At 59.9% G+C, this 21,449-nt stretch carries 14 protein-coding genes and 10 pseudogenes; 13 read left to right on the top strand and 11 right to left on the bottom strand.

Features of this window, described 5'->3' with window-relative positions; all coding sequences use genetic code 11:
* The first annotated feature begins 21 nt into the window (after positions 1-21).
* The 3 genes from QCM77_RS40360 (at position 22) to QCM77_RS40350 (ending at position 1,732) form a co-directional block, all read left to right on the top strand.
* Positions 22-369 carry a P-loop NTPase family protein gene (locus tag QCM77_RS40360; protein WP_280096512.1) on the top strand — a complete coding sequence of 116 codons (348 nt, stop codon included), beginning with the start codon at positions 22-24 and terminating at the stop codon, positions 367-369.
* A 33-nt stretch (positions 370-402) separates the two neighbouring features.
* Positions 403-1,342, top strand: a protein-coding gene (locus QCM77_RS40355) for an IS630 family transposase (RefSeq protein ID WP_280096511.1) whose coding sequence is annotated in 2 segments (ribosomal slippage) — positions 403-738 and positions 740-1,342 — 939 coding nt in all. Because the reading frame shifts where the segments join, the coding sequence is not laid out codon by codon here.
* Positions 1,343-1,513: 171 nt separating this feature from the next.
* On the top strand, positions 1,514-1,732 hold the full coding sequence (locus tag QCM77_RS40350) for a hypothetical protein (RefSeq protein WP_280096510.1): 219 nt from the start codon (positions 1,514-1,516) through the stop codon (positions 1,730-1,732).
* A 10-nt stretch (positions 1,733-1,742) separates the two neighbouring features.
* On the opposite strand, the pseudogene QCM77_RS40345 reads toward QCM77_RS40350, so the two are convergent.
* Positions 1,743-2,012 (bottom strand): annotated as a pseudogene (locus QCM77_RS40345) (integrase core domain-containing protein); the annotation flags it as partial.
* A gap of 73 nt (positions 2,013-2,085) precedes the next feature.
* On the opposite strand from QCM77_RS40345, the pseudogene QCM77_RS40340 reads away from it, so the two are divergent.
* The 3 genes and pseudogenes from QCM77_RS40340 to QCM77_RS40330 all read left to right on the top strand — a co-directional run.
* Positions 2,086-2,547, top strand: a pseudogene (locus QCM77_RS40340) (IS110 family RNA-guided transposase); the annotation flags it as partial.
* 97 nt (positions 2,548-2,644) lie between these two features.
* Positions 2,645-3,730 carry an IS5 family transposase gene (locus QCM77_RS40335; RefSeq protein WP_280096509.1) on the top strand — a complete coding sequence of 362 codons (1,086 nt, stop codon included), beginning with the start codon at positions 2,645-2,647 and terminating at the stop codon, positions 3,728-3,730.
* A 152-nt stretch (positions 3,731-3,882) separates the two neighbouring features.
* A pseudogene (locus tag QCM77_RS40330) lies at positions 3,883-4,396 on the top strand (IS110 family RNA-guided transposase); the annotation flags it as partial.
* Between the two features lie 258 nt (positions 4,397-4,654).
* On the opposite strand, the pseudogene QCM77_RS40325 reads toward QCM77_RS40330, so the two are convergent.
* A pseudogene (locus QCM77_RS40325) lies at positions 4,655-5,574 on the bottom strand (IS3 family transposase); the annotation flags it as partial.
* Positions 5,575-5,743: 169 nt separating this feature from the next.
* On the opposite strand from QCM77_RS40325, the gene QCM77_RS40320 reads away from it, so the two are divergent.
* From QCM77_RS40320 to istB, 4 genes and pseudogenes are all read left to right on the top strand, one after another.
* Positions 5,744-6,301: a hypothetical protein gene (locus QCM77_RS40320; RefSeq protein WP_280096507.1), complete on the top strand. Its 558-nt coding sequence runs from the start codon at positions 5,744-5,746 to the stop codon at positions 6,299-6,301.
* Positions 6,294-6,620, top strand: coding sequence for a S24/S26 family peptidase (locus tag QCM77_RS40315; protein ID WP_280096506.1), 327 nt, complete (start codon positions 6,294-6,296; stop codon positions 6,618-6,620). Before QCM77_RS40320 ends, QCM77_RS40315 begins: the two co-directional genes overlap by 8 nt.
* Positions 6,621-7,309: 689 nt before the next feature.
* Positions 7,310-8,614, top strand: coding sequence for an IS21 family transposase (gene istA / locus QCM77_RS40310; RefSeq protein ID WP_280096505.1), 1,305 nt, complete (start codon positions 7,310-7,312; stop codon positions 8,612-8,614).
* Positions 8,615-8,634: 20 nt separating this feature from the next.
* Positions 8,635-9,474 (top strand): annotated as a pseudogene (gene istB / locus QCM77_RS40305) (IS21-like element helper ATPase IstB).
* Here the strand turns inward: istB and QCM77_RS40300 are convergent.
* Genes QCM77_RS40300 through QCM77_RS40285 form a run of 4 tightly spaced genes read right to left on the bottom strand, consistent with a single transcriptional unit; the run spans position 9,469 to position 11,380 of the window.
* The gene (locus QCM77_RS40300) at positions 9,469-10,431 is read right to left on the bottom strand and encodes an NtaA/DmoA family FMN-dependent monooxygenase (RefSeq protein ID WP_462804389.1); all 963 of its coding nucleotides are present in this window, start codon (positions 10,429-10,431) and stop codon (positions 9,469-9,471) included. The pseudogene istB and the gene QCM77_RS40300 sit on opposite strands and share 6 nt — an antisense overlap.
* On the bottom strand, positions 10,329-10,766 hold the full coding sequence (locus QCM77_RS40295) for an LLM class oxidoreductase (RefSeq protein ID WP_347882430.1): 438 nt from the start codon (positions 10,764-10,766) through the stop codon (positions 10,329-10,331). The genes QCM77_RS40300 and QCM77_RS40295 overlap by 103 nt, the downstream gene beginning before the upstream one ends.
* A gap of 8 nt (positions 10,767-10,774) precedes the next feature.
* Entirely contained in the window at positions 10,775-11,194 is a 420-nt protein-coding gene (locus QCM77_RS40290; RefSeq protein ID WP_280096504.1) for an OsmC family protein, read from the bottom strand.
* Between the two features lie 36 nt (positions 11,195-11,230).
* Entirely contained in the window at positions 11,231-11,380 is a 150-nt protein-coding gene (locus tag QCM77_RS40285) for a hypothetical protein (protein WP_280096503.1), read from the bottom strand.
* A gap of 70 nt (positions 11,381-11,450) precedes the next feature.
* Between QCM77_RS40285 and QCM77_RS40280 the strand changes: the two are divergent.
* A pseudogene (locus QCM77_RS40280) lies at positions 11,451-11,725 on the top strand (phosphomannomutase/phosphoglucomutase); the annotation flags it as partial.
* A gap of 314 nt (positions 11,726-12,039) precedes the next feature.
* Here the strand turns inward: QCM77_RS40280 and QCM77_RS40275 are convergent.
* The 4 genes and pseudogenes from QCM77_RS40275 to QCM77_RS40260 form a co-directional block, all read right to left on the bottom strand.
* Positions 12,040-12,426: pseudogene (locus tag QCM77_RS40275) on the bottom strand (transposase); the annotation flags it as partial.
* A gap of 217 nt (positions 12,427-12,643) precedes the next feature.
* Positions 12,644-13,235 (bottom strand): annotated as a pseudogene (locus QCM77_RS40270) (IS701 family transposase); the annotation flags it as partial.
* Between the two features lie 4 nt (positions 13,236-13,239).
* Positions 13,240-14,652, bottom strand: coding sequence for an IS4 family transposase (locus QCM77_RS40265; RefSeq protein ID WP_462804387.1), 1,413 nt, complete (start codon positions 14,650-14,652; stop codon positions 13,240-13,242).
* A 98-nt stretch (positions 14,653-14,750) separates the two neighbouring features.
* A pseudogene (locus QCM77_RS40260) lies at positions 14,751-14,969 on the bottom strand (transposase); the annotation flags it as partial.
* Positions 14,970-15,657: 688 nt separating this feature from the next.
* On the opposite strand from QCM77_RS40260, the gene QCM77_RS40255 reads away from it, so the two are divergent.
* Positions 15,658-17,013 carry an IS30 family transposase gene (locus QCM77_RS40255; RefSeq protein ID WP_462804388.1) on the top strand — a complete coding sequence of 452 codons (1,356 nt, stop codon included), beginning with the start codon at positions 15,658-15,660 and terminating at the stop codon, positions 17,011-17,013.
* A 40-nt stretch (positions 17,014-17,053) separates the two neighbouring features.
* On the opposite strand, the pseudogene QCM77_RS40250 reads toward QCM77_RS40255, so the two are convergent.
* Positions 17,054-17,693, bottom strand: a pseudogene (locus tag QCM77_RS40250) (IS3 family transposase); the annotation flags it as partial.
* A 1,320-nt stretch (positions 17,694-19,013) separates the two neighbouring features.
* Here QCM77_RS40250 and QCM77_RS40245 point away from each other — a divergent pair.
* On the top strand, positions 19,014-21,449 hold a 2,436-nt coding region (locus QCM77_RS40245; protein ID WP_280096500.1), incomplete at its 3' end, for a hypothetical protein.

The raw sequence follows: 21,449 nt of genomic DNA, 5'->3' as shown, positions 1-21,449 counted from the left end.
AGTCTTCAGATCGACGCGTTATTGGTCGCAAACACATCATGGCTGCGTGCAATCCTATGGGCATTCGTCTTTGCACTGCGCGAAGAGACAATCGAGGCGGCAGGCTCCAATCCCATGCCGCTTGTCCTTTTGGACGACCCCCAAGTCACTTTTGATCCCCGCAACAAGCGTAAATGGGCGCAAGAGATCGCTCGCCTTGCCAATGCAGGTCCGACAGATCCCTTCGGAATGCACCTGATCATTACGACGCACGAACGCCAGTTCTTTCAATTTCTCGTCGACGAGCATCTGTTAAGCGGGCAACAGGGCCTAAAGCGGGATGGGGTTAGGCTGAATCGATTTGGGATTCCCAAATCAGTGTGTTTCTGATTCACCATGCTGGCTGGGCGGAGGCCAGCATGGATGGGCAAGCCTTACTCTCTCGATCTGCGCAAGCGGGTGGTGGCGGCGATTGAGGGTGGAATGTCCCGCAATCAGGCCGCCAAGCAGTTTGGAGTGGCTATCAGCACAGCGATCGGCTGGATGAAACGGGTCGATGAGACCGGCAGCGTTGCTCCGGGGCAAATGGGCGGTCACAAGCCGAAGGCGGTTTCGGGAGACCACGCGGTCTGGCTGTCGCAACGGATCAAGGACGGCGACTTCACCATACGCGGGCTCGTTGCCGAGCTTGCCGGGCGTGGCCTGAAGGTCGACTATCACTCGGTGTGGGACTTCGTGCATGCCGAGAAGTTCAGCTTCAAAAAAAAGCGTGGTGGCTGGCGAACGCGATCGTCCCGACGTGGCACGGCGGCGGGCCCAGTGGACAAAGTACCAAGGTCGCGTCGAAGCTGAGCGGCTCGTCTTCATCGACGAGACCTGGACCCGGACCGATATGGCACCGTTGCGGGGATGGGCCCCGTGCGGGCATAGACTCACCGCCAAGGTTCCTCACGGCCGCTGGAAAACCATGACCTTCCTGGCGGCCCTGCGCCATGATCGGATCGATGCGCCATGGTTCATTGAGGGACCAATCGATGGCGTGAGCTTCCGGATCTATGTCGAGAAGGTTCTCCTGCCTACCCTTCGTCCCGGCGATATCGTCGTCCTGGACAATCTCGGCAGCCACAAAAGCAAAGCCGTGCGCCAGCTCATCCGCTCCGCCGGAGCCAAGCTGTTCTTCCTGCCAAAATACTCACCCGACCTGAACCCGATCGAACAGGTCTTTGCCAAGCTCAAACATCTGCTCCGAAAGGCAGCAGCACGAACCGTCGATACGGTCTGCGCCGCCATCGGCGAACTGCTTGGCACATTTACATCTGAAGAATGCGCCAACTACCTCAAAAACTCAGGCTATCGAAGCTAATGCCATCACGCTTTAGTTGCTCCTCTCAACAAGGCGTCTCCCGTTGCGACGATAGTCAACGGCACCAACGTCGATCGGCTGTACTACAAAGCCGAAGCCGACAATGATGACGCCGTCGCGAGGCAATTTATTGCTGCTGTAAGAGTCTACAGCGAAGATTTGTTGAAGTGCATGATGCGGGCCGAAAGCCCGGAGATTGCGGATATGAGCCTCGATTCATTGCGGAATGAGCTGAAGCGCTTGCGCGAGGCACACGTGCCGCCTTTCAACCGCCAGACATTCAAAGAGCTCGTTGACATGCTTATGGGTGGCGGCGGCAAAGAGATGAACATAATCAACGGTCCTCACCACAAAGATAACGAAACTCTGGGAGTGGCGCAGGTGACCTAGCCCCCAGGTTTTATCCAGTTCCGAGTTCGTCCTTGCCGCTGGATTTGCCCTGCTGGGCGGTGGGAGCGACGGGAGCTGGCGCGGAGCCTTCGGCATAGCGCAGCGCCAGATCCCGGCGCGGGTGGCAGGTCATCGCGAACTCGGACGGGGTTCTCCATCCGAGCTGCGAGTGCGGTCGCGTATCGTTGTAGTCGGCCCGCCAGCATCCAAGCGCGACGCGGGCTTGGGCCAATGACGTGAACAGCGTCTCGTTCAAAAACTCATCCCGCAGCCGACCGTTGATGGGGAAGACGGCCCCGCTCCCTCGGCGCCGGCGCGATGCTGGCGATATCTACCTAACAGGAGCAATCATCATGGAAGCCGTGACAATTGGCTTGGATATCGCGAAGCACGTATTTCGCGTTCATGCGGTTGACGCTCAAGGTCAAGTGACCAGCCGCCAACGCCTCCGGCGCGGTGAGATCGTTTCCTTCTTCTCCTCGGTGTCGCCCTGCCTGGTTGGGATAGAGGCTTGCGCCACCGCCCATTACTGGGCGCGCGCGATTCAACGGTTTGGACATGATGTGAGATTAATACCGCCAGCATATGTGAAGCCCTATGTGCGGCGGGGAGCAAAGAACGATGCCGCTGATGCGGCCGCAATCTGTGAAGCAGTTAGCCGCCCCAATATGAGGTTTGTTCCCATCAAAAGCGTCGAGAACCAAGGCTTCTTGATGCTTCACCGTGCAAGAGGCCTGCTGGTCCGCCAGAGAACCATGACCGCCTGCGCTATTCGAGCTCACTTTGCGGAGTTCGGAATCATTGTTGGACAGGGCCGGCTGGGGGTAAGGTCTAGCAGTCTGCTGAAGAACCCCCTCGCCATGGAGGGGGCTTGATGATTCACTTTATCATCTCGAATCGGCAGAGGCGATCATGCGCGGCAGGTTTAAGGACCAGGGCGGCCTGTTTTCGTACATCGCGCCCGATAAGCGTGTGCCAGCGAACCATCCGCTGCGGAAGGTCCGGGAACTTGTCCGGAATGTTTTGAGTGATTTGAACCGCAGCCTTGGGAGGCTCTACGCCAGCGAGGGGCGTCCTTCGATCCCGCCGGAGCAATTGCTGAGCGCCTTGCTGTTGCAGGTGTTCTACGGCATCCGCTCGGAACGCCAATTGATGGAGCAACTGGACTACAATCTTTTGTACCGCTGGTTCGTGGGACTGTCGCCGGACGATCCAGTCTGGGACCCGACGACCTTCACCAAGAACCGGGAGCGGCTGCAGAACGGCGATGTGTTCACGAAGTTCATGGCCAGGCTTCTGAACCATCCGCAGGTCAAACCCCTATTGTCGGACGAGCACTTCTCGGTAGATGGAACACTGATCGAAGCCTGGGCTTCACAGAAGAGCTTTCGTCCCAAGGACGGCAGCGGTGACGATGATGACGGCGCCAACTTCCACGGCCAGAAGCGCAAGAACGACACCCATGCCAGCACCAGCGATCCGGACAGCAGGCTTTATCGCAAGGCAGCCGGACGGGAGGCCAAGCTTTGCTATATGGGCCACGCCACCATGGAGAATCGGCATGGGCTGGCGGTGGGCGGCAGGGTCACGCATGCCAATGGCACCGCCGAACGCCGGGCTTCGGAGACCATGCTGAAGGCAAGACGCAAAGCCGCAGGCCGCCGCATCACGGCCGGTGAGGACAAGGCGTACGATACCGCCGATCACGTCGCCAACCTTCGCGCCATCGGCGTGACGCCGCATGTGACACAGAACCAGGCCGTCACCAAAACCGGCAAGACCCGCAACAGCGCGATCGACGAACGAACCACGCGGCATCAGGGTTATGGCATGTCGCAATCACGCCGAGCCATGGTCGAGTGCATCTTCGGCTGGGGCAAGCAGCATGGGACAATGCGCAAGACAAAACATCGCGGCATCGCTCGGGTCGCCGCCGACTTCCTGCTCAATCTGATCGCCTATAACCTGATCCGCATTCCCAAACTACTTGCTACATAGCCACGCCGCGCGCGGGTCACCCGGCGCCAGGCAGAACACGACATCCAACCTCCAGCGCTCCGCCCCGACAGCGACCGAACAAAGACAAGAAAGCTCTCAACTTCATCGTTTTTCAGCAGACTGCTAGTGGATTTGTTGGATGACGAGGACTCGCGCTACCTGCCACTGCCCGTATGGCGCTGGCTGTTCTTGTGAACCAACTGAAGGAATTTGGACCGGCAGGTCGGCGCTATCGAGCGTGAGCTGGCTCAGATCCAGAGAGTAAATCCGATGGCGAGGTTGCTCTCCTCGATTCCCGGCATTGGGCCCATAACGGCCACGGCCCTCGCCGCGAGGGTGCCGGACCCGACCATGTTCCGCTCCGGGCGAGAATTCGCGGCTTGGCTGGGCCTGACGCCTAAGCAGAAGTCCACCGGCGGGAAGGACCGGCTCGGCCGCATAACGAAGCAGGGCGATTCCTATCTCCGGCATTTGCTTGTCATCGGGGCACGCAACGTCGTTCGGTATCCAAAGGCACGGTCCCAGGTCGGAGGTGGCTGGATCGAAGCTCTGCTTGAACGGCGTCGGCCCATGGCCGTCGCTATCGCCGTCGCCAACAAGTTGGCTCGGATCATCTGGGCGATGATGACGACCGGTGAGTTCTATCGGGCTAAGGCTGCTGGATGAACTGCTTAGCAGGCTGGCCACTTTAAGGTGTGAGGGCAAACGACAGCATGATGGAAACCGGCGGAGCTGGGGATCGAGAAAGCCCGAAGAGCTTTAAGCGCAACAAGCGCGACCCGTTGATGAGGCCTCGATCCGCGATCTCCATCAGGGCCAGCGGCCAAGTTATCGGTCGCAATGACAGGCCGTATACATGAACGCACCCGACCGATCTCCAAAACGCTGTCGAAATCTCTTGCACCCGCGGGGCCGTCTATACATGAAGCTCTCGATGAAGGCGTTCTGCATGGGTTTGCCCGGCGCGATGTAGTGCCATTCGACACGGCTCTGGTCGGCCCATGCGAGAATGGCGTTGCTGGTGAGCTCGCTGCCGTTGTCGCTGACCACCATCCTGGGCTTGCCGCGCTCGATCATCAGCCGGTCCAGTTCCCGCGCCACGCGGATGCCGGAGAGCGAGGTGTCGGCCACCAGCGCCAGGCACTCGCGGGTACAATCATCGACGACGGTCAGGCTGCGGAAGCGGCGGCCGCAGGTCAGTTGGTCCGACACAAAGTCGAGCGACCACCGGTCGTTCGGCATCATCGGAACCAGCATCGGCGCCCTGGTCCCGATCGCCCGCTTGCGGCCACCACGGCGGCGCACCGTCAGCTTCTCTTCCCGATAGAGCCGGAAGAGCTTCTTGTGGTTGACCAGATACCCCTTCCGCCTGAGCAGAACATGCAGCCGCCGATAGCCGAAGCGGCGGCGTTCCTGGGCAATCGCCCTCATGCGCTGGCGAAGGTTGGCATCGTCAGCCTGGGTCGTCCGATATCTCATGGTCATGCGGCAGCAGCCGATGGCTTTACACGCCCGCCGCTCGCTCATCCTATGGGCATCCACCGGATGAGCGACAGCTTTCCGCTTCCCTGCGGGCGTCACCACTTCTTTCCCAGGAGATCCTTCAGCGCCGCATTGTCCAACATGGCGTCAGCCAGAAGCCGCTTCAGCTTCGTGTTCTCGTCCTCCAGCGACCGCAGTCGCTTGGCCTCCGAGACGTCCATCCCGCCGAACCTGGCTTTCCATTTGTAGATGCTGGCATCGCTGACACCATGCTTGCGGCAGAGATCGGCGATCGGAACCCCGGCTTCGTGCTCCTTCAAAATCCCGATGATCTGTTCTTCCGTAAACCGCTTGCGCTTCATGCTCTGGTCCTCGTCTTGGGCCAGTACGAACTTCAAACTGGATTGAGCCCAAGGGGCAAGGTCACAGGCGCTCGATATAAGGACGTTTTGGGATAACCAGCTTCGGCCCAAGTTGCATCAAGCATTCCATGTGTGCGCACAATTCGAAGCGTCTGCTGGCGAGCCGCGAATGTTCGCATGGCGGGACAATGTTGTTGCGTTCCCGACCGGTCACAAGGACTCGCTAAAGGCACTTACGCTAATGAAGACCGGCGTGGCCGCTGCGGCGAAAACGGATGGAAAAGCAGGCGATGGAATCGTCACCCTTAAGGAATGGGATTCAGCCCAACCTGTAAAACTCTTCAATCATGATATCTACCAGCTAGCGGCCGATACGCTTGATCCGGTCGCAGGAATCGGTGACTTCCTGATTGTTTCGAACTTTGCCTCCGTCACCAAGCACAGCTTTGTCGTCGCAACTTTTGGCGAGCAACTGTTAGCTCATCGACACAGCGAGACAGATCTCCACCCGACGATGGCCGTCTTGACGGGGCAAACGCTCGAACCTCACCAACTCCCTCAGCCAGTGATCGCGCCAAAAAGAAAAGGTGCAGCAAAAAAAGATCGTGGGGACATTGTTCGTCTCCCACATTGCACGCCCAGCGCCTCATATCGTAAATCAGGAGGTGGTGGCGGTAAGCGACTTTTCTCTGGCCGAAAAAGCTTTAGCGAATGCGCGCTTGTTTGAAGTACAGGGTCGAAGTGCCGAGCCTATCGCGTTGGACGGACAATTTCTTGTCACTCATCCTACGACATTTGGTTCTGACACATTAAAGCGCCTCGAAGGGCGGCTGGTCGTGGCGGTGGACGAGACGGGAGAAAGGTATTTCAAGCGTCTGCGCGTCCACAAAAGGCTGGTCGTGTTGGAAAGCCTCAACCCTGACGGAATCACGCCAGCCCAGCTGCTTAGTTTGGACGGCTCGCAAGGCTTACCTGTGCTAAGCGACTTACTGGAAGTGGTGGGTGTTCTCTTTGAGCTGCCGAACCAAGGTGCAAAGGCATCTTAGAGCCGACCCGGTCGGATAGAATTACTATGGTGACGGTGCACTAATTATGTGGTGGGCAGAGTCGCAATCGCTGCGGCGCCGCACCGAACCGGCCAGTTCGACATGGTTCGCGGGCGTACTGCTGATTTAACCGAACAGCCGGCATCAGCCGAGGGATACGTCATCGCCTGAGACGGCCGGCGATCGTCTCGCCAAACAAAAATGGCCCGCTTGATGCGGGCCATTTTCGTATCGGGACCGGTAAAGTCCGAACTTGGTTGCGGGGAGGCGCAACGGCGCAACGCCCGATTATTGCGATCGATTGAACAAGAGATTCCTGCGCTTGTTGCCTGAATGAACACCGACCGGGCCACTGATTGAGAGTCTGCGCGCTGAACACTATCAATGCCTTACTGGTTGTGCCCCGGGTTTTTCAGGCCGTAAATGGACATTCGTCGCACGATCAAAAGGGTGCGCTGCGTATCATGGGAGTGTCTGAAACTGAAGAACATTGCGTCGGGGCCAGCGCCGACCATCAGCCCGCCGGCCGGGGCAAGCCGAGAGAATCGCGCAAGTTCGAGCCGTCGTACTCAGTGCGGAACAGCCCTCGATGTTGCAGCTCTGGCACGAGGCTGTCGCGCGCCATGGAAAACTGCCCCCTCAGCGTCACGAGGAATTGCCCCCTCCTCGGATAACTGAGGAGAGAGTGAATGAAGCGGGAACGAATCACTGAAGGCTCGCCGTGGAATGATCCACGGGGGCAGGTGATGAAGACGCCGGATGACGTGGCGGAGATGATGCGCCTGAGGGCGTGCGGGTGGGGTGTGAAGCGGATTGCGCGGCAGCTGGGCTGCAGCCATCACACGGTGAAGGACTACGTGGCGGCGGGCGGGGTGAAGCCGTTCAAGTCGCCTGAGCGGCCGAAGCGTCTCGACGGCCTTGAGGGTTGGCTGCGCGAGAGGCTCATTCGGCATCGCGGCAATGCCGACGTGGTGCGCCAGGACCTGTTGGCCGAGAAAGGCGTGGCCGTCAGCCGGCGGACGCTGCAACGCGCCGTGCAGCCCTATCGCCAGGCGCTGAAGGCGGAGGCGCTGGCGACGACGCGGTTTGAGACGCCGCCGGGCCGGCAGCTGCAGATCGACTTCGGAGAGCGCCTGGTTGAGATCGGAGGGGCGAAAGTCAAGGCATTCGTGTTCGTGGCAACGCTTGGACACTCGCGACGGCTCCATGTGCGTGCGTTCCGGGCCGAGAGGCAGGAGCATTGGTTCGCCGGGCTCGAGAGCACATTCACGACCTTCAGCGGTGTGCCGGAGGAAGTGCTGATGGACAATCCACGCGCGCTTGTCGTGCGCCACGACGCGGTGAGCCGGTCGGTTCAGTTCAACGACAAGCTGATAGCCTTCGCAAAACATTTGGGCTTCCGTCCTCGCGCCTGCGCGCCATATCGGGCGCGCACGAAGGGCAAGACGGAGAACGGCGTCGGCTACGTGAAGAAGAACGCGATCGCCGGTCATTCCTTCCCAAGTTGGGAAGCATTCGAGGCGCATCTCGACAGATGGGAGCGTGAGGTTGCGAACGTTCGTATCCACGGCACGACCGGCGAGGCGCCGATCATCCGCTTCGCGCGTGACGAGATACATCGGTTGAAGCCGCTCGGCGGGCAGCCGTCGTTCGGATCCTTGCGTGAACTGTCCCGCGTCGTCGGCAATGATTGCGCCGTCGAGATCGACACGAACAGCTACTCGGTGCCGTGGCGCCTTATTGGCGAGCGCGTGGCGGTAACGATCGCGGCCGGCGAAGTGCGGATCCGCCATGGATTGCACCAGGTAGCAGTGCACAAGCAATCGGAGGGGCGCCGGCTGCGGATCGTCGACTCTGCCCATCTCGATGGTGTCGCTGGGCGCAATGGCGCGGTCCGCCAGGCGGAGATCGCGGCGGTGCTGGCGCCGTCTCCACCGCCGTCGTTGTTACGCCCTCTTGCCGAATACGAAGCTGTGGTCGGAGGAAGCTTCTGATGGCGCGGGCAAAGAAGATAATGGAAGAAACGACCGATCCGCTCGATGCCATGCTGGCGCGATTACAGCTCTCCGGCATCCGCGATCAGCTCGACAGCCTGCTCGACGAGGCGGCGCGCGCGAACCTGTCGGCGCGTGAGACGCTGATCCTGCTGTGCGAGCGCGAGATCGCACGCAAGGATCATCGCCGCATCGAGATGGCGCTGAAGCTCGCACACTTCCCTGCCGTCAAGGAACTGGCGGGCTTCGACTTCGAGGCGCAGCCGTCGATCGATCCAAAGCAGATCCGTGACCTCGCCGCGTCACGTTGGATCGCCAACGGAGAGAACGTGCTGTTGCTCGGGCCGCCCGGAGTCGGCAAGACGCACTTGTCGATCGCGCTGGGGCGAGAGGCGATCCTGGCCGGGTACACGGTGCAGTTCACCACGGCGACGACGCTGGTCGCGGGCCTTGCCAAGGCGCATGGCGAACGGCGTCTGGACGAGAAGCTGCTCGCGTTGTCGAAGCCAAAGCTGCTGATCGTCGACGAGCTCGGCTACCTGCCGCTGGAACCTGACGCGGCACATCTGTTCTTCCAACTGGTCAGCCGGCGCTATGAAACTGGCGCCATGCTGATCACCTAGAACCGCAGTGTTGCCGAATGGGGCACCGTGTTCGCCGATCCCGTGGTCGCCACCGCGATCCTCGACCGGCTCTTGCACCACAGCCACGTGCTGACGATCCGCGGCGACAGCTACCGGCTCCGCGCCAAGCGCAAGAGCGGCCTCATCAAGACGCCGACCGCCGGTGACGGCCCTCCGGTCGGCTCCGCCTCCCTCCGGCCCGTCACCGGCGGAAACAACCTTCAACCGAGATCATAATCCCGATGGCGGGGGCAGTTCTTCATGACGCAATGGGGGCAGTTCCGGATGGCGTTTGACAACGAGGCCGTGGACCAGCTCCTCCAAGCCGCCTGGAAGATATGGGACCTGCAACATGAAGCCATCGCAGGCGCCCGCCTCGAACCACTCCTGCATGCGATCCGCCACCGCTCCGGGCGTGCCGGTAAATCCACTGGTGGTTCTCCCCGCGCCGTAGCGCTGTCCCAGCTCGGCAAGGCTCACGCCCGAGCGGCGCGTCAGCTCGGCGACCTCGCGGTAGTGCCCTTCGACGCCGGGAACGTCGAGGTTCTCAGGCAGGACCTGATCCTGCGGGAAGCGCGAGAGGTCGACGCCGAGATGATCGGACAATGTCGAGAGGCCAGACTCTGGATACGACAATGCCTGGAGCTCGTGCTGCAGCGCCTTGGCCTGCTTCTCCGTGTTGGCGATCACCGGCACTATGCCAGGCAGCACCTTGATCGTGTCCGGGTCACGGCCGAAACGGACCGCGCGGGCGCGCAGGTCGGTGCGGAATTCGACGGCGACGTCGATCAGGCCGGGTGTCACAAAGATGATCTCGGCCCATCGCGCTGCGAAATCGCGGCCGCGATCGGAGGCGCCGGCCTGGATGAAGACCGGGCGCCCTTGCGGCGGTCGGCTGACATTGAGGGGGCCTCGCACATTGAACCATTTGCCGGAATGGTCGATCCGGTGGACCCGCGCCGAGTCGGCGAACAGCGGCGTCTGGCGATCCCGGACCAGCGCACCATTCTCCCACGAATTCCACAGCTTGGTCACGACCTCGAGAAATTCGTCGGCGCGCTCGTAGCGCCCCTCGCGCGAGAGCTGCTCGGTCAGGCCGAAATTGCGCGCCTCGGCCTCCTGGAACGAGGTGACAATGTTCCAGGCGGCGCGGCCTCCGCTGAGGTGGTCGAGCCTCGCGAGCGCCCGGGCCAGACATAGGGCTGGGCGTAGGTTGTCGAAATGGTCGCGCCAAGACCGAGATGCTTGGTCGCACCCGCGATGATCGAGAGCACCACCAGCGCATCGAGCCGCAGCGCGCCGTAGCGAAGCTGGCTGTTGAGGCTGCCGCCCAGCGTGTCCGGGATCGCGAGGATGTCCGCGATGAAGAGAAGATCGAAGCGCCCCTGCTCCAGCAGCCGACCGATATTCTGGTAGTAAGCCGCGGAGAGCAGGTCGCCGTCCGCTTTCGGATGCCGCCATCCGGCGTGGCTGCCGGAAACGGGACCTGCGGAGACAAAGGCGGCAAGATGCAGTTTCTTGTCAGGCATAGGTCAGCTCACAGTCCCGCGATCTCGACGGGACCGCCACGCTTCAGCGTGTTGCAGATCGGGCAGTTCGCGGTGAAGCCGGCAACAAGCGTCTCAGCCTCGCCCGCCGTCACGCCGGACAGGCGCACCGCGATACGAATCCATTCGTACTGGGTCGGATCGGTTGCGTGACGCCGGAACGAGACTTCGGATCCGGCCTCGCGCAGCGCGATCCCTCGTTCATTCGCTGTCTTCTGGATCAGCCCGAGCGAGCAACTGCCGAGCGACGACGGCAGCAACTCGCCGGCGTTGATCGCTTCGCCGGGGCCACCGACGGCAACACGCTGGTCCGAAATGAAATGGTTCGTTCCCGCGCTGACTAGATAGCGACCGAACTGACCGATTGTGGCGGACGTGATCGACACCGTCTCACCGGGTTGAGCGTTCATCGGTGATTTCTCTGTTGTTGGTTTAGGCGTCGCCGCTTACGCGCCGAGCTCCAGCGCGACGGCCTTCTTCGCGGCATCGAACTGCGTGCCAAGCAGGAACGATCGAACATCGACCTTGTTCGGCAGGACACCGCGATAGTTTGGTTGCGGTCCGGATCGCCGGATCGCGATTTTTGAGTTTTTCACCCGCGCTGCCTTGGCCTGAGCGTTTCGCTGTAGCTGCGGTCAATTTCCCCGTCTTTGACAGATTGTCTCGATGTTTCCCAAGCCGAAGTCCGTACTGCTGCCAACACCTATGCCTTCGAGTCCGAGCCGATGGTGAAGGCCACGGGCTTTCGCGAATAGGACGCACGCTGGTTGTTTCAAAAGGAAATCAACCTGATGGGCGTGCAGGCGCTCGGCATGGGGCTGGGCGCGCTGATTGCCGAGCTTGGCGTCAGCCAGGAGATCGTCACCGGCCATGATTTCCGCGGCTATTCGGCCTCGATCAAATACGCGCTGATCTCCGGCCTGATGGCGGCGGGGTGCAGGACCGGCAGTCCGTGGGCTGGAAGGACAGTCCGAAGCCTACATGAAGTCTCAGCTTCAGGCCTTCACGCCCAAAGAATGCGCGAACTACCTCGAAAACTCACGCAATCGACGCTAATGCCATAAGATTTAGGAATGACAAAAAACCCGCGAAATGCCCGTGGACAAATGAGCGTAGCCCCGCCTTGGGGGCTTTTTGGGCGGCTTGGGGGCGGAGCCTCGCAGGCCAGGCAATCGCGCGAGGCCTGCTGGATCAACCAGATCCCGCCGACCTCGTTCCTCGCGAGACGGGTCTGTCGTCCTGGGCGGACGCCACGCAGAAGCCTGGTCATGAACTTCGTGAACACATCGCCGTTCTGCAGCCGCTCCCGGTTCTTGGTGAAGGTGGTCGGGTCCCACACCGGATCGTCCGGCGACAGTCCCACGAACCAGCGGTACAAGAGATTGTAGTCCAGTTGCTCCATCAACTGGCGTTCCGACCGAATGCCGTAGAATACCTGCAGCAGCAAGGCGCTCAGCAATTGCTCCGGCGGGATCGAAGGACGCCCCTCGCCGGCGTAGAGCCTTCCAAGGCTGCGGTTCAAATCACTCAAAACATCCCGGACAAGTTCCCGGACCTTCCGCAGCGGATGGTTCGCTGGCACACGCTTATCCGGCGCGATGTACGAAAACAGGCCGCCCTGATCCGTAAACCTGCCGCGCATGACCGTCTCCGCCGATTCGAGATGATAAAGTGAATCATCAAGCTCCCTCCGTGGCGAGGGGGTTCTTCAGCAGACTGCTAGTCTTACTGCGTCATAAATTCCGATAGCCACTTTGACTGGAGATTGGCCTGGTGCACAGGGGCATCGAGATAGTGTGGCGACGAGAGCAGCGCTTAATCTTCTTCGGACGGTCGCGATCGAATTTGGAACGTGCCGTTCAGGCCGCAATGGCGGATCCCCTCGGTCGATAATTTTCGGGAATAGTAGCTTCCTTGAAGATTTTGGTGGCGGCTGTTGCTGAAGGGGGAAATCGTTTCTCGCTCCGAGACCAGGAATCCATAAGCGGCGATGCACAGCGTTGCGTGATGGTGGAAGCCGCGCCAACCCCGCCCCTCGAAGTGGCCAAGCCCGACCTCCTGTTTGAGTTCGTGGTAGTCGCGCTCAATGCGCCAGCGCAGCTTGGTGATATCGACCAGCTGACGAAACCCAATGTTGGCCGGAAGCGTAGAAAACCAATATTTGGTCGGTGCTGCCTCACCCTCTGGCCATTCGATCAGCAGCCATTCCTCCGGCCGGCTTTCGGCGAGCCAGTAATCTCGATGTGCCGGACGGACGCGCACACGAGCAAAGAGCGAAGACAAGCGTTCTGTCGTACCCTTACGCCACGTGATCTTGTACCAAGCATGCGCTGGCAGACCGATCGCAAGCTTCTTGACCGAAATCGGTCGGTGTTTGCTATCACGCCGTAGCAGTTTTGGAGGTCGTCCGTTCTCCGACCACTTCTTCGGCGGCCGCGGTCCGGTTCCGGGCCTTTCAATTACCCACAAATTCTCCTCCGACCAAGGCGCCCAACGCGATGTCGGTGAGGCGCGACAGCCCGCGCCACATGACCGTATTGCCAGGCGGCGGATCGCTGGCGCGGGCGAGATAACCGCCGAGCCGGGCGATCTTGATGAGATAGTGCGAAAGCGTCTTTCTCGCTTTTGGTTTGTCGTTGACGAGGCGATCGAGCACGCCGATTTCGGTCGCCGTCAACGCGAGGGTTGGTGGCGCGTCTGGAGCGGAACGGTTGAGCATCGTCATCCAGAAGACCCGCCAACTCAGGATGCAAAAGAGCGAGATCAGATTGGTCAGACGCTGGGCGGTCCTAAGCTTCGACTCCTCGGCTTTGCAGCCTGATTTGAGTATCTTGTGGAACACCTCGATCTTCCATCTCAAAGCATACCATTCGAGCTTCTCAATGGCGTCGGTGCGGGAGCTAACAGGCAGATCTGTGATCAGCTTCCACTCGATTTTCTTTCTGTTCTTCGGCGTCACGCGCTCTTCGGCATGGATCACCGTCAAGGTCAGCGCCGGGTAGCGCTTCTGCTTTCCGATCGGTGGCAAGACGCGAATCTTGCGATATCTGATCTCGAGGACGGCTTCATCGGGGTCACCGTTGTTGTTTCTGACGTCGATACAATGCCGTCCTTTGACGGCGACCCCGTCCATTTCGTCGGCAATCGTGTGATCTCCATCCCCAGCCAAACGATCAACGCAAGTCCTAATCACGAAGTGCGTTCCGGCTTCTCGAGCCGCGCAGAACAGCTCATAGATGTCGCTCTCGCGATCACCGATATGGACGCATCGTCCCGGATCGCCCAGCAGCTCCGTGGATTGACGGACATTGTCCAGCCAGCGAATGCTCTCCTTCTTCTCGATGGGAACACGCGTCGGATTGATCTTCTTCTTAAGCGCGGCGGTCCCCTTGAATTTCTTCCGGGTCCAAAATTTGACGGCCGTCAGTCCAAGCGGCAGCCCTTCGGTCGTCACCGCCAAGCTCGAGTGCATCAGGATGCCGCAAACCGTGTGCGATCTCAGGCGGCCCGCCTTGTCCCGGCCGCTGTTTATGCTCTTGGTGATCCCGATCGCGTCTGAGCTCTCTCTTTGATAGCTGAACTCAGTCGTATCATGGAGCACTAGAACAGGACCGTCGGTGGCAATCGTGCGCTCACGCGTCGATTTGAAAGTGGCCGGCCAGAATGTCCGCCTCACTGACCCGGTCATTGGAGAAAAAACGATATGCAGCCTTGGTGTTGGCCCAGTCCTGGCACACCAGCGGAATACTTCGCCCATGGCGCTGCCGATCTGCGCTACCAGTTTGCGGAGCCGCTTGTTCAGGCGCTCGTCGGCAAGGCTGCAGCCAGCGAGCTCGCGATCAAACCATGCGTCGGCTTCTTCGTCCATTGGCACCGCCCCCTGCGAATCGGTGCCAGACAAGGAATCACGGTCGATTCCTGCGATGCAATGGTTTGTGCGCTCCCTCAGCCCGTTCGACTAAATGTGGGTAATTGAAAGGTTCCGGGCGCCCATACCGAGGTTTGTGGCAAGATGCCGGCCACATAGCTCAGGCCCAGTTCGGTAATACTCCCACGCAGAGCGGTGTCGGTGCCATAGCCGGCGTCCATCAGGACCACGCCGCGCGGCAACCGCGACGCTACGTCCCCCGATCTTGTCAGACCCATCTCAGTCTCCCACGCTGAAAAGTGAGTCTTCTCAAATATATGATCCCTGTCGACAAGGGCCGCGACACTCTGACTCAGTAAGACTAGTTCGCAGCAGATGCGACGCTCGCCTGAAGCAAGGAACGACGACTTGCGCTCAAAACGAGATTCGGGCCGCTCTGGCTAATCGAAGGAAATATCGAGCCTTCTCGATAAGTGCTACTCGGAACAGCTCGGCGTTGAATCGAGCGCGGGTCCGCTCCACTTGTTGTAGGTCGAGCCACGAGGCCAGATCGTTCGCTTGGAGTTTCCGAAATCGAGTTCACGAATGGTGGTCTGAGAAGGGCTCCTTGTGTCAGATCATTCTGCAGCAGCGCAAGGACGTGGTCACCTATCGAGTGCCCCTATTCTTCTCGTCTATTTTTATGTTGCGATCATGTCGAAGCGAGATGCGCCAGTTCCCGACAAAGCGCTGCCATATATATTCAGAGTGGGTCGCGCGCTAATTCATAAAATATTGCAGAAGTCGCAGTCATCACAATATGTCATGAAGTGCCGCAAGTGCGGACGCTCGCATTCGAGACCATTGAGGCGTTTCCATCGCAACCGCTGGCGGCTGGCGCTCGTCTTCATCAGCGTGCTTTCTCTAAGTGGCTCTCCCATCATGATCCGCGAGTGAGCTGCACCCGGTTCTGTTGACACCGGCTTAAGCTAATCCGGCCTTCCGTTCGAACTCCATAGGGCTCAGATATCCGATCGTCGAGTGTCTTCGTTTCGGATTGCGCCAGGACGGCCGTCTGTTGCAGGACGCAATGAACAGAATAAATTTTGGCGGGCGATTGCCGCGGGGCTAAGTAGCGAAGGTGCTGCGCTGGAAGCCGGATTGTCACAACCTGTCGGAAGCAGATTATTCCGAAAGGCGGGCGGCATGCCACCAGCGATGTTCAGATCTTCGGCAAAGGCGCTCTCCGGGCGGTACCTCTCGTTGGTTGAGCGCGAGGAGATCGCACTGCTCAAGGTGCAGGGCCATTCCATACAGGAGATTGGACGTCGCCTGGGGCGGGCTGCTTCGACAGTCTCCCGTGAACTGCGGCGCAACGCGGCCACCCGCGGCGGCGGGTTGGAGTATCGGGCAACAACTGCGCAATGGCATGCGGATCGATCCGCCCGCCGGCCCAAGCCGACCAAGCTTGCGCTCAATGCAACCTTGCGCACTTATGTGCAGGAGAGACTTGCTGGCGACGTCGTAGCCCCGAGCGGCGCTCCCGTTCTTGGTCCCGTCGTTCCGTGGAAGGGGCGCCGGCATGGCCCGCGCAAGGATCGGCGATGGGCCAAAGCCTGGAGCCCTGAGCAGATTGCCCGACGCTTGCCGATCGACTTCCCGGACGACAAGACGATGCGCATCAGCCACGAAGCTATCTATCAAGCTCTCTTCGTTCAGGGCCGTGGGGCGCTGCGCCGCGAGCTGACGGCCTGCTTGCGAACAGGGCGTGTATTACGGATGCCCAGAGCGCGCGTACGCAGGCGAGGCAAGGGTTTTGTCTCCCCGGAGATCATGATCAGTGAGCGCCCTGCTGAAGCTGCCGATCGAGCAGTGCCGGGACATTGGGAGGGAGACCTCATCCTCGGTCTTGGCAGCTCGGCAATCGGCACGCTGGTCGAGCGCACGACGCGCTTCACGATGCTATTGCACCTTCCCCGGTTGGCGGGGCATGGCGAAGCTCCGCGCGTGAAGAACGGACCTGCGCTCGCGGGACACGGGGCCGAAGCCGTGCGCGATGCGATCACGCGCACCGTCATCACCTTACCCGAAGAACTGCGTCGATCGCTGACTTGGGATCAGGGAGCCGAAATGGCTCAGCACGATCGTCTCAAGATCGATGCGGGTATCCAGGTCTACTTCTGCGACCCGCAAAGCCCTTGGCAGCGCGGCACTAACGAGAACACCAACGGGTTGCTGCGGCAGTACTTCCCGAAAGGCACAGACCTGAGCATCCACAGCGCCGACGAAATATCCGCTGTGGCAGCGGCCCTCAATGCCCGCCCGAGAAAGACACTAGGCTGGAAAACGCCAGCGGAGGCGCTTGACGAACTGCTGTCATGAGTGAAAATAATTGGTGTTGCGACGACCGATTGAATCCGCCTTGGCTGCCGCGATCGGAATGATGCAGCAGCGCGTCAGGTTTGCCCCGTCGCCAGATTGCCATCTCCAGCGCGTCGGTGACGAGCTGTGCCGTCATGGCGGTCTGCATCGACCAGCCGACCACACGCCGCGAGAACAGATCGACGACGGCAGACACGTAGAGCCACCCCTCGGCCGTCCAGACATAGGTAAAGTCGGCAATCCATTTGCGGTTGGGAGCGGCTGCTTCGAAGGAGCGGTCGAGCACATTGGGAGCGACGGCGGCGGCCTGCCGCTCACCCAGATCCGGCGGCAGACGCCGCCATCGCGGGCGTGCTTTGAGGGCCTGCAGCCGCATCAATCGTTCGATCCGATGCAGCCCGCACGATACCCCTTCGGCGAGCAGGTCGTGCCACACGCGCCTGGGCCATAGGTCCGGTCGCTCCCAAGGAAGCTGGCACGGACCTTCGCGCCGAGATCCTCGTTACTCTGGACGCGACGGCTGCGTGGCCTTGTCAGCCACGCATAAAACCCACCTCGCGAGACACCGAGCGCCTCGCACAACCATTCCGCCGGCCAGACCCCCGGTGCTTCGCAATGAAACCGAACTTCACGTCGATTCCTTCGCGAAGTAGGCCGCGGCTTTTCCTAAGAAACAGCCGCGCGCTGAATTCCTCCCGAGCCTAAGGCCCGCTTCGGCGGCGCCTTTTCGTTCTCGCTAGAGAATTGATCTTGGACGCGCCAACTCGACCACGGGTGTCGAATGTGAAATCGGGACCGCAATGGCTAAGGCACCAGAAGGCCGCTTTTATCTGAACGAAGACCCAAGCGTCCGGCCAGGTGCGCTCATGAAATCGTAACCCCCATAGGATCACAAATGCGTTTACGTGCTTGCAGCACTATCCAGAGCAGATCGAACGGATGGTGATCGTCGGTAAGGGCATTCGCAATCATTTAGAAGGCTGAATACTGATTTGCTTCGACAAAGGGACGGACGTCTCATGAGGCCCAGTGCGCTCCGGAAACACCCGTCGGTCCCGTCAGGTTTTCGAAAGGTTGTCCGAATAAAAACCTGTTACCATGAGAATTAGTTATGACCACGTTCCCTCCGACGAGCAGAGTCTGGCCCAGCAGCGCGATGCGCTGGCCGGCGCTGCTGGCGCGGATACGACCGCTTTTTCGGGAGCTTTAGCAGCCTACCCACCAGCCTCTGTCGCTGTTGACAGGAGGCGGGGAGGGATAATCAACTTGTACAGCGCAATCAGCAATAGCGGTGGTGGTCAACGTGTCTCTTTGTTTTCTGATGCTGGTCAACGCGATGAGATCGGAATGATGACTGTGTTGTCGAGGCGCGACACTTTGCGAATTACCGACATAAAGAGTTGCGGCCGATCCCAGGTACAAAGGGATAGGGACGGCTCTGGTCGACATCGCCGATTGGATTAGAGAGTCAGCGGGCCTTTCCAGTCTATCCCTCATTTCTATAGACGACGGGGCCTCCGTCTTTTTCTATAAGAACGGATTCCGATTCGCTGGAGAAGGGCAGGACGAGAAGAACTTTGAAATGGGGAAACATATTTCCGATCCAGGATCCCCGTTCCCCGACGACGTCATGCTTTCGGGGGATATGGCGCGCAGGGCTTAGCGCATTCTTGGCGGCTGTACTGGCCAGCCTCTGAGTGCAACCAATATCAGTTAAGGCTAGTGCAAGCCGCGACGTGAATCCAGGCCTTCTTATGAAGGGATCGTCGTTGGCGCGCGCAGCCACCTGCTGCCCAGTAGGCCAGCGGGTTCGTCTGCGGCAATAAGGTTGGGGCTGGTGTGAGTAATGCGCGAACTCGGAGCGGCGCGCGACGACGGCCCTCTTGTTCTGGTTGCCGGTCTTGGCAATCGGCTTTCTGAAGCTGGAATCTTTGTGGTCAGTGCACCCGAGTTTGGCTCTGGGGCAGCTATGAAGAGTCATCTCATCTAGGGAGCGTGGTATGGAACCGAGCTATAACGATCCGAACTATTGGACGCATTGGTACGCTGACCAGCAAGAGCTGCAGCGTGCGCGGCAAGAGCCGGATAATGAGCCTTCGGGCCAAGCTGGCTTTGAGCAGCAGTTGGGCGAGCTGCAACTCGGCTCCCCTGATGAGAGCTCGGCTGAGCTGAGTTCGCCCTACACCCGACTCGCGAAGGCGCATGACAGTATCCAGCGCACTGACGTTGGCGGTTCGATGCCGATGCCGCCGCAGTCCAACCTTCGGGGTAACTCGTTCAACAGCGCGCGCTACAGCGTAGATCTGCCTCGCGCTCACCTTGGTGGCTCGGCTGCTGGCACATCGCAGTCTGACGTGCGTGACAGGCTATTCAGCAGCACGCGCTATACAGCACCATCGGAACCGGAGCCCATCGCGAGGACAAGGAATAAAGTCTTCGGAGGAAGTCGCGGTGAAAAGTCGTTCGGCGGCCCGGCGTCGGATGTGGTCTATTCAGAGCTTCGTATCGATTGCTACAAGCGGAGCCGCGCATCCGAAGAGGACGCGCCCCTCATTTCCGAGTTCGCGCGCGCGGCTGCAGGCCGTTATGCTCCCAGCAGCATTCAGAAGATGGTGGAACATCTGGGCCAGTTCAGCGACTTTCTAAAGTCCAACAACTTGACACTGGCTAGCCTGCTTGAAAACCCTATTCAGTTGAAGGCCCATGCGAATGAATTTGTGAATGCGGGGGGCATAAAGCGAGTGCATACCGCATTGAAAGCGCTTCGGAAGTCCCGCGCCGGCGAGTTGTTGTCTCCTCCTTCTCCGCCGCCCCTTACCGGAGACGCGCTACTCATTAGCCAGTACGCGGCAGCAGCCCGGGCACATAATGTTCCCGGCAATACCTTCAGAACTCATACGGATGTTCTTACGCACTTTGCTGAGTGGCTCACAGCCAAACAGAAGCCATCCCTGACTTCTCGGTTTCGAACTGACGAATTAGCCGAGGACATCATGGCCTACGGCGAGGAGAATGACCACAATGGCCGCCTCTTTACGGCCCTGAACCATCTCCGAAGGCTTCAGCCTGACGGGGGAGGGTTCGAAACACTGGGACCGGGGCCACGCGTCATCGGGCGCCGTACTTTGAGTGCTGATGAGAGCGACGCCGGCATCATCGACGGCGCCACTGACGTAGCCTTGGGCAAGCTTGGACCTGAATCGACTGCCAAAGAGAGGGAGCCTATCCTCAACGTCGCTAGTAATCAGCGCAGGCTTAGTGACTGGCTGAAAAGAGAGGGCAGGGAGAGCATAGAGAGTCGACTCAACGGCAGTGAGGAGCAGGAGAAACAATTGCAGAAAGATATCTCGGAGTTCAAGCGAGACATTGGCTATTCGGCAATCAGATTGGGGATCAACAATCTTCGGGGGTACCTACGCGGCGAGCTCCAGCACGGGCTTCATCCTCGCCGGCTTCATCCTTATGACGACGACGCCAGCATCATCGATGGCGCGGCCAAGGAACAGCTAAGCAAGCTCGGATCCGACCCGGCTTCCCAATCGAAAAAGAAAGATGTGCGGAATACTGCTTGGGCGCAACGTAAGTTCAGTGATTGGCTCCGAACCACGGGTAGAGAGAGCATAGTGAGTCGAATCAACGGCAATGATCAGCAGCAACGGTCGTTGAACGTAGATTACCGGGAATTCACCCAAGCCAAACGGAACGTCGGGAGTTTGAACAAGCTACTCAACCAGCTTGGGCCGTACCTACGGCTCGTCGAAGCAAACAGAGCGCTGGGTGTGGCCTTCCCTGAGCGGCCGAGTCAGGAATCGCCGCTTGCCGGGTCGAGCTTATCGTGGCCGCGAGTGCCGTCCGACTTCGACCCGAGCGAGTGGCTGCCGCTCGCGCCAGCTTGGTCGCCGCGAGTGCTGTCCCCGTCCGAATTCAGCCTCGGTGATTTGCCGACGCCGCCTGACTTTGGTCCAAGTGAGTGGCTGTCGTTGTCGTCCGACTATGAGGCGAGCATCCGGCCAATTCCGGATGCCGCGCCAGCTCGGTCCTCAGAGATCTACCGCGGTCTTGATTCTCTGGTTGATCTGCCGTCCACAGCGCAGAATCGGACGTCAGAGATCTACCGCGGTCTTGATTCTCTGGTTGATCTGCCGTCCACGCCGCAGGAGATGCGTGACGATGCTCAGTCTGCGCTGGTGCCTAGCTCCGGCGTCAGATCGCCGTTCTTCATCGGGCCATCAGGCGCACCTCAGGAACTAGAGGATATCGGACATCTCGTCGGCAACGATTGGCAGCATGGCTCCCAGCCGGTCCCGGGTTTCCTGGTTGATGTGCTGGACAACAGAATGCTGTTGCCGAATTTGCGCATCGTTCCACAGCCGGTCTCTATCAACGGGGAGACCTACTCGATCATGTTGGGACCGCGAGGGCGCCTCGATTCTCAA

Source organism: Bradyrhizobium nivariense (genome assembly GCF_029846695.2).
Classification (GTDB): domain Bacteria; phylum Pseudomonadota; class Alphaproteobacteria; order Rhizobiales; family Xanthobacteraceae; genus Bradyrhizobium.
Note: the sequence above shows the minus strand (reverse complement) of the source record. Positions and strands in the feature narration are given on the sequence as shown.

Excerpts from the sequence above, each read along its gene's own strand:
- QCM77_RS40350 (WP_280096510.1), top strand. The coding sequence starts at position 1,514 with ATGATGCGGGCCGAAAGCCCGGAGATTGCGGATATGAGCCTCGATTCA.
- QCM77_RS40335 (WP_280096509.1), top strand. The coding sequence starts at position 2,645 with ATGCGCGGCAGGTTTAAGGACCAGGGCGGCCTGTTTTCGTACATCGCG.
- QCM77_RS40320 (WP_280096507.1), top strand. The coding sequence starts at position 5,744 with ATGTTCGCATGGCGGGACAATGTTGTTGCGTTCCCGACCGGTCACAAG.
- istA (WP_280096505.1), top strand. The coding sequence starts at position 7,310 with ATGAAGCGGGAACGAATCACTGAAGGCTCGCCGTGGAATGATCCACGG.
- QCM77_RS40295 (WP_347882430.1), bottom strand. The coding sequence starts at position 10,766 with ATGCCTGACAAGAAACTGCATCTTGCCGCCTTTGTCTCCGCAGGTCCC.
- QCM77_RS40290 (WP_280096504.1), bottom strand. The coding sequence starts at position 11,194 with ATGAACGCTCAACCCGGTGAGACGGTGTCGATCACGTCCGCCACAATC.
- QCM77_RS40265 (WP_462804387.1), bottom strand. The coding sequence starts at position 14,652 with ATGGACGAAGAAGCCGACGCATGGTTTGATCGCGAGCTCGCTGGCTGC.